General features: G+C 65.8%; 13 protein-coding genes. All 13 read right to left on the minus strand.

Annotated features, from left to right (window positions below; genetic code table 11):
• Nucleotides 1-4: 4 nt before the first annotated feature.
• Nucleotides 5-247, minus strand: a complete 243-nt coding sequence (locus tag ASD34_RS03500) for a BolA family protein (protein WP_056572757.1) — start codon at nt 245-247, stop codon at nt 5-7.
• 19 nt (nt 248-266) lie between these two features.
• Nucleotides 267-1,031 carry an ABC transporter permease gene (locus ASD34_RS03505; protein ID WP_056572759.1) on the minus strand — a complete coding sequence of 255 codons (765 nt, stop codon included), beginning with the start codon at nt 1,029-1,031 and terminating at the stop codon, nt 267-269.
• Nucleotides 1,028-1,975: an ABC transporter ATP-binding protein gene (locus ASD34_RS03510; RefSeq protein ID WP_056572761.1), complete on the minus strand. Its 948-nt coding sequence runs from the start codon at nt 1,973-1,975 to the stop codon at nt 1,028-1,030. The genes ASD34_RS03505 and ASD34_RS03510 overlap by 4 nt, the downstream gene beginning before the upstream one ends.
• Before the next feature lie 33 nt (nt 1,976-2,008).
• On the minus strand, nt 2,009-2,284 hold the full coding sequence (locus ASD34_RS03515; RefSeq protein WP_056572763.1) for a lipid asymmetry maintenance protein MlaB: 276 nt from the start codon (nt 2,282-2,284) through the stop codon (nt 2,009-2,011).
• A gap of 12 nt (nt 2,285-2,296) precedes the next feature.
• Nucleotides 2,297-2,953 (minus strand): phospholipid-binding protein MlaC, encoded by a 657-nt coding sequence (locus ASD34_RS03520; RefSeq protein WP_056572765.1) that lies wholly within the window; start codon nt 2,951-2,953, stop codon nt 2,297-2,299.
• Between the two features lie 179 nt (nt 2,954-3,132).
• Entirely contained in the window at nt 3,133-3,885 is a 753-nt protein-coding gene (locus ASD34_RS03525) for a VacJ family lipoprotein (RefSeq protein ID WP_056572768.1), read from the minus strand.
• Nucleotides 3,882-4,364, minus strand: a complete 483-nt coding sequence (mlaD, locus tag ASD34_RS03530; protein WP_056572769.1) for an outer membrane lipid asymmetry maintenance protein MlaD — start codon at nt 4,362-4,364, stop codon at nt 3,882-3,884. The genes ASD34_RS03525 and mlaD overlap by 4 nt, the downstream gene beginning before the upstream one ends.
• A gap of 42 nt (nt 4,365-4,406) precedes the next feature.
• Nucleotides 4,407-5,189: a lipid asymmetry maintenance ABC transporter permease subunit MlaE gene (gene mlaE, locus ASD34_RS03535; RefSeq protein ID WP_056572772.1), complete on the minus strand. Its 783-nt coding sequence runs from the start codon at nt 5,187-5,189 to the stop codon at nt 4,407-4,409.
• The gene (locus tag ASD34_RS03540; RefSeq protein ID WP_056572774.1) at nt 5,186-6,049 is read right to left on the minus strand and encodes an ABC transporter ATP-binding protein; all 864 of its coding nucleotides are present in this window, start codon (nt 6,047-6,049) and stop codon (nt 5,186-5,188) included. The genes mlaE and ASD34_RS03540 overlap by 4 nt, the downstream gene beginning before the upstream one ends.
• Before the next feature lie 65 nt (nt 6,050-6,114).
• On the minus strand, nt 6,115-7,608 hold the full coding sequence (locus tag ASD34_RS03545; protein WP_056572778.1) for a glutamate synthase subunit beta: 1,494 nt from the start codon (nt 7,606-7,608) through the stop codon (nt 6,115-6,117).
• Nucleotides 7,609-7,643: 35 nt separating this feature from the next.
• Nucleotides 7,644-12,389: a glutamate synthase-related protein gene (locus ASD34_RS03550; protein ID WP_056572780.1), complete on the minus strand. Its 4,746-nt coding sequence runs from the start codon at nt 12,387-12,389 to the stop codon at nt 7,644-7,646.
• 178 nt (nt 12,390-12,567) lie between these two features.
• A complete protein-coding gene (locus ASD34_RS03555) occupies nt 12,568-13,269 on the minus strand; it encodes a transposase (RefSeq protein WP_056572783.1) in 702 nt (233 codons plus the stop codon).
• A 29-nt stretch (nt 13,270-13,298) separates the two neighbouring features.
• Nucleotides 13,299-14,180, minus strand: coding sequence for a class I SAM-dependent methyltransferase (locus ASD34_RS03560; protein WP_056572786.1), 882 nt, complete (start codon nt 14,178-14,180; stop codon nt 13,299-13,301).
• Nucleotides 14,181-14,184 lie beyond the last annotated feature (4 nt).

Consider the following 14,184-nt stretch of genomic DNA (forward strand, 5'->3'; position numbering starts at 1 on the left):
AAAGTCATTTGTCCACGGCGGCCCATTCGGCCGGCGTGTAGGTCTTCATCGAGAGCGCATGCACCTCGTCGGTGTGCATTTTCGCACCGAGGGTGGCGTAGACCCGCTGGTGGCGCTGGATGGCGCGCTTGCCCTCGAACTCGGCCGAGACGATGGTCGCGTACCAATGTCGGCCGTCGCCCTCGAGCGTGATGTGCTCGCACGGGAGATGGGCAGCGATGATGGTCTGGAGTTCGTCAGCGGTCATGGGATCTTGGAAGTCGCGGTCAGCCGCGGATTTTGTAGCCGATGCGCAGGAGGTGAACGGCAATCGCGCTCACCGCCAGCCAGGCGGAACCGACGATGCCGAAGCTCAGCCAGGGCGAGGCATCGCTCACCCCGAAAAAGCCGTAGCGGAAACCGTCGATCATGTAGAAGAAGGGGTTCAGGTGGCTCACGCTCTGCCAGAAAGGCGGCAGCGAACCGATCGAATAGAACACGCCCGACAGGAAGGTCATGGGCATGATCAGGAAGTTCTGGAACACGGCCATCTGGTCGAACTTCTCGGCCCACAGCCCGGCGATGAGGCCCAGCGTGCCCAGCATGGCCGAGCCCAGCAGCGCGAACACCACGATCCACACCGGCGCCACGAAGCTCGGCACGGTGAAGAAGAGGGTTACGGCGAACACGCCCACGCCCACCGCCAGCCCGCGGATCACCGAGGAGCCCACGTAGGCGAAGAACCAGCCCCAGTGCGACAGCGGCGTGAGCAGCACGAACACGAGGTTGCCCATGATCTTGCTCTGGATAATCGAGGACGAGCTGTTTGCGAACGCGTTCTGCAGCACGCTCATCATCACGAGGCCGGGGATCAGGAAGGCGGTGTAGCCCACGGTGCCGTAGACCGTCACGCGGCCCTCGAGCACGTGGCCGAACACCATGAGGTACAGCAGCGCGGTGAGCACCGGCGCGCCGACGGTCTGGAAGCCGACCTTCCAGAAGCGCAGCGTTTCCTTGTACAGAAGCGCGCGCCAACCCGTAACAGCCATCATCGCGACACCTCCAGCGGCGTCTGCTCGCCCGCCATCAGGTCGATGAACACGTCTTCCAGGTCGGCCTTGCGCATTTCCACGTCTTCCACCGCGACGCCGGCTTCGCGGATCGCGGCCAGCAGTTGTTCGACTTCGTGCGCGTTCTGCGCCGGCAACTGCACGATGCGCCCAGTGATGCGCGCGTGCTGCGCGATCGCCCAGGGCAGCATGGCGTCGGTCTTGAAGCGCAGCACGTTGCTCGCGGCCGACTTCAGCAGCTCGCTGGTGCGGTCCAGCGCAATCACCTTGCCGAGCTTGAGCATCGCGATGCGGCTGCACAGGGCCTCGGCCTCTTCGAGGTAATGGGTGGTCAGCAGCACGGTGCTGCCCTGCTTGTTGAGCCGGGCCACGAACTGCCAGAGCGTCTGGCGCAGCTCGACGTCGACGCCGGCGGTGGGCTCGTCGAGCACGATGACGGGCGGCTTGTGCACCAACGCCTGCGCCACCAGCACGCGGCGCTTCATGCCGCCCGAGAGCTGGCGCATGTTGGCCGTGGCCTTGTCGGCCAGGCCCAGGCTCTGCAGCAACTCGTCGATCCAGGCTTCGTTGTTCTTGATACCGAAGTAGCCCGACTGGATGCGCAGCGACTCGCGCACGTTGAAGAAGGGGTCGAACACCAGCTCCTGCGGCACGATGCCGAGCTGGCGCCGGGCTTCGGCGTAGTCGCGCTGCACGTCGAAGCCGTGCACGCTGATCGCGCCCGCCGTGGGCCGCGACAGGCCCGCGAGCATGCTGATGAGGGTGGTCTTGCCCGCGCCGTTGGGGCCGAGCAGGCCGAAGAACTCGCCCGGCTCGATCTGGAAGGAAACCTCGTCGACCGCACGCAGCCCCTGCTTGCCTTGGGCGCGTTGCTGACGGGAGGGAGGATAGGTCTTGGAGACCGACTGGAATGAGATCGCGGGCATGGGAGCCCGCGATTTTACGGGGCCGTTACTTTTTCAGGGCGCCGCGGGCAAAAGGCCTGCAATGCCGTACAGGGCAGCCAGTTCGCGCAGGCGCGGGGAGAGTCCCTTGACGGAAAAGCTGCGGCCCAGCGCGCTCGACTCACGCCGACACTCGAGCAGCACGGCCAGCGCGGAGGAATCGAACTGGGCCAGCGGCGTGGCATCGACCACGGTGGAGGTCGAGCCGGACTGGCCCTTGAGCCCCTGCTGCAGCATGCGCATGCATGCCGGGGCCTCGTCGTGGGTGAGCCGGGAAGGAAGGACGAGCATGGCGTGCGCCCGTCAGCCCTTGACGTTGCCCTTGTTGCGCGCGGCGAGGGCCGTAATCAGGCCATCGATGCCGTTCTTGTTGATTTCCTGGGCAAACTGGGTGCGGTAGGTATCGACCAGCCACACGCCCAGCACATTCAGGTTGTAGACCTTCCAGCCGGCGCCCTGGCCCGGCGTCTTTTCGAGGCGGTAGTCCAGTTGCACCGGATCGCCGCGGCCCTTGACCTCCGTACGGACCAGCACTTCCTTGTCATCCGGCGAACCGCGGAACGGGCGGACCGTGACGGTCTGGTCGCTCACCTGGTCCAGCGCGCCGGCATAGGTGCGCACCAACAAGGTCTTGAACTCGTCCTGCAGCTTCTTCTGCTGCTCGGGCGTGGCTTGGCGCCATGCCGGGCCGACGGCCGAGGCGGTCATGCGCTGGAAATTGACGTTGGGCATGATCTTGCTGTCGACCAGCAACATGATCTTGTTGACGTCACCCGACTTGATGGACGTGTCGGCCTTGATGGTTTCCAGTACATCGGTCGACAGGCGTTTGACGAGCGCATCCGGCGCCTCGTCGGCGGCCCGCGCGGGCTGAATGAAAGCCACGGTGGCGCCCATCAGCAAGGCACCGGCCAGCACGAGGCGGCCCACGTCACGTCGTTGCAAGGTCTTGATGTTCATGTGAGTCCCTCGATCAAGTTTGAAAATCTGCGAAACACGGATGCAGGCACCGCCGCAAAGGCTGGCCTTCTGCATGAACGGGTTCGAGCGGTCGTTCGCCGACCGGGTTCCTGTCTCGCAGGTGAAGCCTGCAACCGGATGCAAGCGGGCGAACGCATCGCCGCCTGCTCCGGCCCCGATCACTTGCCGCTGTCGTCGTCCTGGTCCGGCGGATTGCCGTCGTAAACGGCGTTGCGACGATGCTGCAGGAAAGCGTCGCGTGCAAAGGTGTACTTGTCGAGCGCGGCGTCGTCGAGCAGGCGGCCCGCGCGCAGGTAGCGCGACCGGGTGTCCACTGCATCCAGCACCGACAGCGAATTGCGCCAGGCCACGTCGTTCATGCTGCCCACGACACTCCCGGCGCGGTCCACGGGCAGCGCCGCGGTGTCGCGCAGCGTCGACGGGCCCAGCAACGGCAGCACGACATACGGGCCAGGGCCGACGCCCCAGCGCCCGAGCGTCTGGCCGAAATCTTCCTCATGGCGATCGATGCCCGCCTCGGTGGCGACGTCGAGCAGGCCGCCGAGCCCGAAGAAGGTGTTGACGTTGAGGCGCATGAAGGTTTCCGCACTGTTCTGCAACTTCAACTGGGCCACGCTGTTGGCAAAGCTCCACACATCGCCGAGATTGCTGAAGAAGTTGGTCACGCCGGTGCGCACCATCGACGGCAGAACGCGCTGATAGGCCGTCGCTGCGGGCACGAGCACCGCCTCGTCGACGGTTTCATTGAAGCGCGTCACGCCGCGGTTGAACGGCTCGAACGGGTCTGCCGGGTTCGCCTGCGGCCCGGAGGCACAACCTGCAGCCACGGACAGAATGGCAAGGGCTCCCACCCAACGGCTCTTTTTTGCTACATTTTTTGTAGCTGGCCACAAATTCACGCGTGTTTTCATTTCTTACTGGCTGTTCCGGACGGCGTGTCAGCCGCCTTGCTGTACAGGAACTGGCTGATCAGGTTCTCCAGCACCACGGCCGACTGGGTCGAGGTAATGGTGTCGCCGGCTTGCAGGTTCTTTTCCTCGGCGCCCGCCTCGATGCCGATGTACTGCTCGCCGAGCAGGCCACTGGTCAGGATCTTGAGCGAGCTGTCCTTGGGAAAACTGTAACGGTTTTGAAGCGCCAGCGTCACGTCGGCCTGAAAGGCCTTGTCGTTGAACGCGATGGATTCCACACGGCCGACCACGACGCCAGCGCTCTTGACCGCGGTCTGGGGCTTGAGCCCGCCGATGTTGTCGAAACGGGCAGTGACCGTGTAGGTCTTCTGGAAGTTCAGGCTCAGCAGGTTGGCCGACTGCAATGCCAGGAACAGCAAGGCGGCGGCGCCGATCAGCACGAACAGGCCGACCCAGATGTCGTTGTTGGAACGTTGCATGGTTTGCACTCTCTGTCTAGAACGATGGAGCCGGGGCCCCTTTTAGATACTGAACATCATGGCGGTAAGCAGGAAGTCCAGCCCCAGGACCGCCAGCGACGCCATCACCACGGTGCGCGTGGTGGCGCGCGACACGCCCTCGGGCGTCGGCTGGGCCTCGAAGCCCTGCAGCAGCGCGACGAAGGTCACGGTGAAACCGAACACGATGCTTTTGATGACGCCGTTGCCGACGTCGCGCCAGACATCGACGCCGCCCTGCATCTGGCCCCAGAACGCGCCCGGGTCGACGCCCAGCATCAGCACGCCCACGACATAGCCGCCCATGATGCCGACCGCGCTGAACACGGCCGCCAGCAGCGGCATGGTGATGACGCCAGCCCAGAAGCGTGGCGCGAGGATGCGCTGCACCGGATCGACCGCCATCATTTCCATGGCGCTCAACTGCTCGTTGGCCTTCATGAGACCAATCTCGGCCGTCAATGAAGTACCGGCACGGCCGGTGAACAGCAAAGCGGCCACCACGGGACCGAGTTCACGAACGAGGCTCAGCGCCACCAGCAGGCCGAGCGCTTCGGACGAGCCGTAGCGCTGCAGCGCGTAGTACATCTGCAGCCCGAGCACGAAGCCCACGAACAGGCCCGACACGCCGATGATCGCGAGCGAGTAGTTGCCCAGGAAATGGATCTGGTCACGCACCAGCCCGAAGCGGCGCATGATCTGCGCGCCCGGGCCGAGCAGGCGCAGGAACAGCTTGGCCGCATGGCCCATGTCGGCCAATTGGCTGCGCACCGCATAGCCGACGTCGGCGGGCTTCCACCAGGTCATGAGCGCCCTCCTTCGCCGTTGCCGAAGTCGTCTTCGATGCTGACACCGGGGTAGTGGAATCGCACCGGCCCATCAGGCAGCGCGTTGACGAATTGATGCACCAGCGGATCGGCGCTTTCGCGCACCTCCCCGGGCCGTCCCTGCGCGGCGATGCCGCCGTTGGCCAGGACGATCACGTGGTCCGCGATCCGGAAGGTCTCTTCGAGGTCGTGCGACACGATGATGCTGGTGAGGCCCAGCGCGTCGTTGAGCTGGCGGATCAGCCGCGCGGCCGTGCCCAGCGAGATCGGGTCGAGCCCCGCGAAAGGCTCGTCGTACATGACGAGGTCGGGGTCGAGCGCGATCGCACGGGCCAGCGCCACGCGCCGCGCCATGCCACCCGACACCTCACTGGGCATCAGGTCGCGCGCGCCGCGCAGGCCGACCGCATCAAGCTTCATGAGCACGATGTCGCGCACCAGCGCTTCCGACAGCTGCGTGTGCTCGCGCAGCGGAAAGGCCACGTTGTCGAACACGCTGATGTCGGTGAACAGCGCGCCGAACTGGAACAGCATGCCCATGCGGCGCCGGGCCGCATACAGCGCGGCGGCATCGAAGCGGCCGACGTCTTGCCCGTCGAACAGCACCTCGCCGCGTTGCGCCCGCTGCTGGCCGCCGATCAGGCGCAGCACGGTGGTCTTGCCGCCGCCCGACGCGCCCATCAGCGCCGTCACCTTGCCTCGCGGCACGGAAAACGACACGCCCTCGAGGATCGCGCGCGCGCCGTAGCCGAACGAGACATCGCGGAATTCGACGAAGGAGGAAGACGGTGGTGTGGCTGGGTCCATCACAATAAAAAAGCCGGGCGCCTTGAGAGGCATCCCGGCATGCGGTTTCCGCGGATGATAACGGGGCAGCGAACGGCGCCGCCTCCCTGAAACAAAAATCAGCGCGGCAAGTCGCTGAATCCCATCAAGAATTCATCCACCGAGCGCGCAGCCTGCCGGCCTTCGCGGATTGCCCACACCACCAGCGACTGTCCACGGCGAATGTCGCCAGCGGCGAATACCTTGGGCACATTGGTCGCGTAGCCGCCGATGAAGTCAACCGTGGCGCGCGCGTTGCCGCGGGCGTCCTTCTCGACGCCGAACGCATCGAGCACGGTGGCCACGGGGCTGATGAAGCCCATGGCCAGCAGGACGAGGTCGGCCTTCAGGATCTGCTCGCTGCCGGGCACTTCCTGCATCTTGCCGTCCTTCCACTCGACGCGCACGGTCTTCAGGCCGGTGACCTTGCCAGACTTTCCATCCTTTCCGTCGCCGATGAACTCCTTGGTCGAGATGGCGAACTCGCGCTCGCAGCCTTCTTCGTGGCTGGAGCTGGTGCGCAGCTTGATCGGCCAGTAGGGCCAGGTCAGCGGGCGGTTCTCTTCCTCGGGCGGCTGCGGCATCAATTCGAACTGCGTGACGCTCACGGCGCCGTGGCGGTTGCTGGTGCCCACGCAGTCGGAGCCGGTGTCGCCGCCGCCGATCACGATGACGTGCTTGCCGTCGGCGCGCAGCTGGCCCTTGACCTTGTCGCCTGCGTTGACGCGGTTCTGCTGCGGCAGGAACTCCATCGCGAAGTGGATGCCGTCGAGGTCGCGGCCCGGCGCGGGCAGGTCGCGCGACTGCTCGGCACCGCCGGTGAGGACCACGGCGTCGAAGTCTTTTTGCAGCTGCTCGGGCGTGACGGTTTCCTTGGCAAGGTTGGTGACCTTGGAGCCCTTGCCCAGCGGGTCTTTGGCGGCACCGACCATCACGCCGGTGCGGAAGGTCACGCCCTCGGCCTTCATCTGCTCGACGCGGCGGTCGATGTGCGACTTCTCCATCTTGAAGTCGGGAATGCCGTAACGCAGCAGGCCACCGACACGGTCGTTCTTCTCGAACAGCGTGACGTCGTGACCGGCGCGCGCCAGCTGCTGCGCGGCGGCCATGCCGGCCGGGCCGGAGCCCACCACGGCGACCTTCTTGCCGGTCTTGTGCTTGGCAACGCGCGGTGCGACCCAGCCTTCGTCCCAGGCCCGGTCGATGATCGCGTGTTCCAGCGACTTGATGCCGACCGCGTCGTCGTTCACGTTGAGCACGCAGGCCGCCTCGCAGGGCGCGGGGCAGATGCGGCCGGTGAACTCGGGGAAGTTGTTGGTCGAATCGAGCACCGCGAAGGCGTTCTGCCAGTCGTCGCGGTACACGAGGTCGTTGAAGTCCGGAATGATGTTGTTGACCGGGCAACCGCTGTTGCAGAACGGCGTGCCGCAGTCCATGCAGCGCGCGCCCTGCACCTTGGCCTGCTCGGTGTCCAGGCCGACAACGAATTCCTTGTAGTGCTTGACGCGTTCTTCGACGGGCTTGTAGCCCTCTTCGACACGCTCATGCTCCATGAAGCCGGTGATTTTTCCCATCGTGCTGTCCTCTGTTCTTCGTGTCAATGGCGCGCTCAGACGGCGGCCGTGGCGGGCGCTGCCAGTGCGTGCGGCTCGAGGCCCACGTGGGCGTTGTTGCCGCTGCTGGCCAGCTCGACCTGGCGGTCGTGCAGTTCGGCCAGGGCGCGCTTGTACTCGTTCGGGAACACCTTGACGAACTTGGTGCGCGACTCGGCCCAGTTGTCGAGCAGCTCGCGCGCGCGCTTGCTGCCGGTCCAGCGGTGGTGCTCTTCGAGCAGCTTCTTGAGTTGCGCTTCGTCGGTCTCGCCGCCGTGCCAGATCTTGCGATGCACGCTGGCGGTCTGCTCGGCGGAGGTCAGCACCTTGTCGAGCGACACCATCGAGAGGTTGCAACGCGAGGCAAACTGGCCGTCTTCGTCGTAGACGAAGGCAACGCCGCCGCTCATGCCGGCCGCGAAGTTGCGGCCCGTCTTGCCGAGCACGGCGACCGTGCCGCCGGTCATGTATTCGCAACCGTGGTCGCCGGTGCCTTCGATGACCGCCGTGGCCCCCGACAGGCGCACCGCGAAACGCTCGCCGGCCACGCCGCACAGGTAGGCCTCGCCGGTCGTCGCGCCGTACAGCGCGGTGTTGCCGACGATGGTGTTGCGTGCGGCTTCGCCACGGAAGTCGAGGCTGGGACGCACCACCACGCGGCCGCCCGAGAGGCCCTTGCCGGTGTAGTCGTTGGCGTCGCCAATCAGGTACAGCGTGATGCCGCGTGCCAGGAAGGCACCGAACGACTGGCCGCCCGTGCCTTCGAGCTGGATGCGGATCGAATCGTCGGGCAGGCCCTGCGGATGCACCTTGGTCAACGCGCCCGAGAGCATCGCACCCACCGAGCGGTTGACGTTGCGCGCCACCTCGATGAACTGGACCTTCTCGCCCTTTTCGATGGCGGGACGCGACTTCTCGATGAGCTTCACGTCCAGGGCGCGCTCGAGGCCGTGATCCTGGTTCTCGACATGGAAGCGCGGCACGTCGGCCGGCACGATCGGCAGCGCGAACAGGCGGCTGAAATCCAGGCCCGAGGCCTTCCAGTGCTCGATGCCCTTGCGCATGTCGAGCAGGTCGGCACGACCGATCAGGTCGTCGAACTTGCGGATGCCCAGCTGGGCCATGATCTGGCGCACTTCTTCGGCGACGAAGAAGAAGTAGTTGACGACGTGCTCGGGCTTGCCCGAGAACTTCTTGCGCAGGATCGGGTCCTGCGTGGCCACGCCCACCGGGCAGGTGTTCAGGTGGCACTTGCGCATCATGATGCAGCCCTCGACCACCAGCGGCGCGGTGGCGAAGCCGAATTCGTCCGCGCCCAGCAGCGCGCCGATGGCGACGTCGCGGCCGGTCTTCATCTGGCCGTCGGCCTGCACGCGGATGCGGCTGCGCAGGCGGTTGAGCACCAGCGTCTGCTGCGTTTCGGCCAGGCCGATTTCCCACGGGCTGCCCGCGTGCTTGATCGACGACCAGGGCGAGGCGCCCGTGCCGCCGTCATGGCCGGCGATCACGACGTGGTCGCTCTTGCACTTGGCAACGCCGGCCGCAATCGTGCCCACGCCGATTTCGCTCACCAGCTTCACGCTGATGCTGGCGTGCGGCGCGGTGTTCTTCAGGTCGTGGATCAGCTGGGCCAGGTCCTCGATCGAGTAGATGTCGTGGTGCGGCGGGGGCGAGATGAGGCCCACGCCCGGCACGGCATAACGCTGCTTGCCGATGTACTCGGTGACCTTGCCGCCCGGGAGCTGGCCGCCCTCGCCCGGCTTGGCACCTTGCGCCATCTTGATCTGGATCTGGTCGGCCGAGTGCAGGTACTCGGCGGTGACGCCGAAGCGGCCCGACGCGACCTGCTTGATGCGCGAACGCAGCGAGTCGCCGTCGTTCAGCGGCAGGTCGACCTCGACGTTGGCCGCGCCGATCACGCTCTTGAGCGTGTCGCCCTGCTTGATCGGGATGCCCTTGAGTTCGTTGCGGTAGCGCGCCGGGTCTTCACCGCCTTCGCCCGTGTTGCTCTTGCCGCCGATGCGGTTCATGGCAATGGCGAGCGTGGCGTGCGCCTCGGTGCTGATCGAGCCGAGCGACATCGCGCCGGTGGCGAAGCGCTTGACGATCTCGGCCGCGGGCTCGACCTCGTCGACCGGAATCGCCTTGGCCGGATCGATCTTGAACTCGAACAGACCGCGCAGCGTCAGGTGGCGACGGTTCTGGTCGTTGATGAGCTGCGCGTATTCCTTGTACGTGTTCCAGTTGTTGGAGCGCGTGCTGTGCTGCAGCTTGGCGATGGCATCGGGCGTCCACATGTGCTCTTCGCCGCGCGTGCGCCAGGCGTATTCGCCGCCGGCGTCGAGCATGTTGGCGAGCACCGGATCGTCACCGAAGGCGGCCTTGTGCATGCGGATGGCTTCTTCGGCGATCTCGAAGACGCCGATGCCTTCCACGCGGCTGGCGGTGCCGGTGAAGTACTTGTTCACCGTCTCGGTGTTCAGGCCGATGGCTTCGAACAGCTGGGCGCCGCAGTAGCTCATGTAGGTGCTGACACCCATCTTCGACATGATCTTTGACAGGCCCTTGCCGATGGCCTTGACGTAGTTGTAGACCGCCTTGTCGGCGCTCAGATCGCCCGGCAGGTCAGCGTGCATGGCCGCCAGCGTTTCCATCGCGAGGTACGGGTGCACGGCTTCGGCGCCGTAGCCGGCGAGCACGCCGAAGTGATGCACTTCGCGCGCCGAACCGGTCTCGACCACGAGGCCGGCCGTGGTGCGCAGGCCTTCGCGGACCAGGTACTGGTGCACGGCCGACAGCGCCAGCACGGCGGGGATCGCCACTTGCGTCGGGCCCACGCCGCGGTCGCTCACGATCAGGATGTTGTGGCCGCCCTTGATGGCATCGACCGCTTCGGCGCATAGCGAGGCCAGCTTGGCTTCGACGCCCTCATCGCCCCAGCCCAGCGGGTAGGTGATGTCGAGCACGTAGCTCTTGAACTTGCCCTGCGTGTAGGTGCCGATGTCGCGCAGCTTCGCCATGTCGGCGAAATCGAGAATGGGCTGGCTCACTTCGAGCCGCATCGGCGGGTTGACCTGGTTGATGTCCAGCAGGTTGGGCTTGGGGCCGATGAAGGACACCAGCGACATCACGATCGCTTCGCGGATCGGGTCGATCGGCGGGTTCGTGACCTGCGCGAACAGCTGCTTGAAGTAGTTGTACAGCGGCTTGTTTTTGCTGGAGAGCACGGCCAGCGGGCTGTCGTTGCCCATGGAGCCGATGCCTTCTTCGCCGGCCTGCGCCATCGGGCTCATCAGGAACTTGATGTCTTCCTGGGTGTAGCCGAAGGCCTGCTGGCGGTCGAGCAGCGCGACCTGGCTCACGGGGATCGCGGCCGGCTCGGCCTTGACGCTGTCGAGCTTGATGCGCAGGTTCTCGATCCACTGCTTGTAGGGCTTGCTGTTGGCGAGGGTGGCCTTGACCTCCTCGTCGTCGATCATGCGGCCCTGCTCCAGGTCGATGAGGAACATCTTGCCGGGCTGCAGGCGCCACTTGCGCACGATCTTCTGCTCGGGCACGGGCAGCACGCCCGATTCCGACGCCATGATGACCAGGTCGTCGTCGGTCACGCAGTAGCGCGAGGGACGCAGGCCGTTGCGGTCGAGCGTGGCGCCGATCTGGCGGCCGTCGGTGAACACGATGGAAGCCGGGCCGTCCCACGGCTCGAGCATGGCGGCGTGGTACTCATAGAACGCGCGGCGGCGCGGGTCCATGGTGGCGTGCTGTTCCCAGGGTTCGGGAATCATCATCATCACGGCCTGGCTGATGGGGTAGCCGGCCATCGTCAGCAGCTCGAGGCAGTTGTCGAAGGTGGCGGTGTCGGACTGGCCGGCGAAGCTGATCGGGTAGAGCTTCTGCAGGTCGGCGCCCAGCACGGGCGAGGACATCACGCCTTCGCGCGCCTTCATCCAGTTGTAGTTGCCCTTGACCGTGTTGATTTCACCGTTGTGCGCGACATAGCGGTACGGGTGGGCCAGCGGCCACTCGGGGAAGGTGTTGGTCGAGAAGCGCTGGTGCACGAGGCCCAGGGCCGAGACGCAGCGCTTGTCCTGCAGGTCGAGGTAATAGGTACCGACCTGGTCGGCCAGCAGCAGGCCCTTGTAGACCACGGTGCGGCTGGACATGCTCGGAACGTAGTATTCCTTGCTGTGCTTGAGCTTCAGGCGCTGGATGTTGGCGCTGGCGGTCTTGCGGATCACGTAGAGCTTGCGCTCCAGCGCGTCCTGCACGATCACGTCGTTGCCGCGGCCGATGAAGATCTGACGCAGCAGCGGTTCCTTTTCGCGCACGGTGGGCGACATCGGCATGTCGCGGTTGACCGGCACGTCGCGCCAGCCCAGCAGCACCTGGCCTTCGGCCTTGATGGCGCGTTCCATCTCCTGCTCGCAGGCTTCGCGCGAGGCGTGTTCCTTCGGCAGGAAGATCATGCCGACGCCGTACTCGCCCGGCGGGGGCAGCGTGACGCCCTGCTTGGCCATTTCTTCGCGGTACAGCAGGTCGGGCAACTGGATCAGGATGCCGGCGCCGTCGCCCATCAGCTTGTCGGCGCCGACGGCGCCGCGGTGGTCGAGGTTCTCGAGGATCTTCAGGCCCTGCAACACGATGGCGTGGCTTTTCTCACCCTTGATATGGGCGACGAAGCCGACGCCGCAGGCATCGTGCTCATCGGCACCGGAATACAGACCGTGTTCTTGGAGGTGTTGAATCTCGGCAGCCGTCGTCATGGCGCGCTCCTTCAGTTTTCGCAGGGAAAGGGAGCATATTGCGATGCACAAAGAATGCCAAACACTTTAATTGGGGTCAGATTCCTATTAAATCTTGAGTTTTCTTGTCAGAATTAAATTAGGGACATATTAAAAATGAAAGCACGAGGCGTCACAGGCATGCGGCTTCCGGCCGTTTTCAGTCTTGATCTTTGGAGGATGCCGGCGGCCGGCCGGCCTTGGCCTTGATGACGCGGCGCTCGGTGGACTTCTGCAGCGTGTTCAAAAAGTCACCATCGCCGGCCGCCCACCCGCGCAGGGTGGCGTCGGTCAGGGCCTGCTGATCGGCCGCGCGGACGCCGCCGCGCACCAGTTCGGCATACGCCGCCTCCCGCGCGAAGGGCGTGTTGCCGAGTTCCCAGTACAGCGGATGCGGGGTCAGCAGCCGGTCCTGCCGCAGGCCGGCGTAGTGGCCGTGGCTGGACCAGGGAAAGTCGCGCGCCTCGGCGACCATGCCGGCGCGCACCGGGTTCAGGTCGATGTAGGCCATGCAGGTCAGCAAATAGCGCTCGGTCTGGATCAGGGTCGATCTGTAGCGCCCTTCCCACAAAGTGCCGCTGCGGCCGTGGCGGTCGTTGAAGTAGCGCACGTAGCTGCGCCCGACCGACTGCATGAATTGCGGCAGGCCCGTGGTGCTGTCCGGCGTGGCCAGCAGGTGGAAATGGTTGTCCATCAGCACGTAGGCGTGCAGCGCGATGCCGAAGCGCGTGGCGTTCTCGGCCAGCAGGCCGAGCAGCTTCTCGTGGTCGGCACGGTCGACGAATATCGGCTGGCGGTTGTTGCCGCGCTGGATCACGTGGTGCGGCATGCCGGCCAGCGTGAGACGGGGGAGACGGGCCATGGTGGAGATGGACGACGCCGTCCAGATGCTCAGTCGGCGAGGCGGAAGCGCGTGTCGCCCAGCGTGTCGAGCCCGAACTGCGCCAGCAGCTCGCGCAGCCGCGTCGCCGCGCTCGCCTTGCGCTGGCCGGTGTAGCGCGCCAGGATCAGCTCGTTCTTCATGCTGTGCTCCCAGCCGACGAGCTCGGTCACGGTGACGCTGTAGCCGTTGGCTTCCAGGTACAGGCAGCGCAGCACGTTGGTGAGCTGGCTGCCGATTTCGCGCGTGTGCAGCGGATGGCGCCAGAGTTCGGCCAGCGGCGTGCGCGACAGCGCCAGCGCTTTGGTCTCGCGCAGGCAGGCCGCCACCTCGGCCTGGCAGCAGGGCACGAGCACCATGCAGCGCGCCTTCTTGGCGAGGCCGAAGGCAATGGCGTCATCGGTGGCGGTGTCGCAGGCGTGCAGCGCAGTGACCACGTCGATCTGCGCGGGCAGTTCGCTCGCCTGCGCCGATTCGGCCACGGTGAGGTTCAGGAACGACATGCGCCCGAAGCCCAGCTGCTGCGCCAGCGCGCGGGAGCGCTCGACCAGCTCGCTGCGCGTCTCGATGCCGTAGACATGGCCGCCCTGCCGCGCGCGGAAGAACAGGTCGTAGATGATGAAGCCGAGGTACGACTTGCCCGCCCCGTGGTCGGCCAGCGTGGCCTCGGCGCCCTCGCCCGGCAGCTCGCGCAGCAGCTGCTCGATGAACTGGAACAGGTGGTAGACCTGCTTGAGCTTGCGCCGCGAATCCTGGTTGAGCCGGCCTTCGCGCGTGAGGATGTGCAGCTCCTTGAGGAGCTCGACGGACTGGCCCGGCCGCAGGACTTCGGCCAGCTCGGCCTCGGCCTTCGCAGCCTTGTTTGTGGGGTGCGCTTTCGCGGGACGGGACATGGTG

It is taken from the genome of Variovorax sp. Root473 (genome assembly GCF_001426505.1).
Classification (GTDB): Bacteria; Pseudomonadota; Gammaproteobacteria; order Burkholderiales; family Burkholderiaceae_C; genus Variovorax.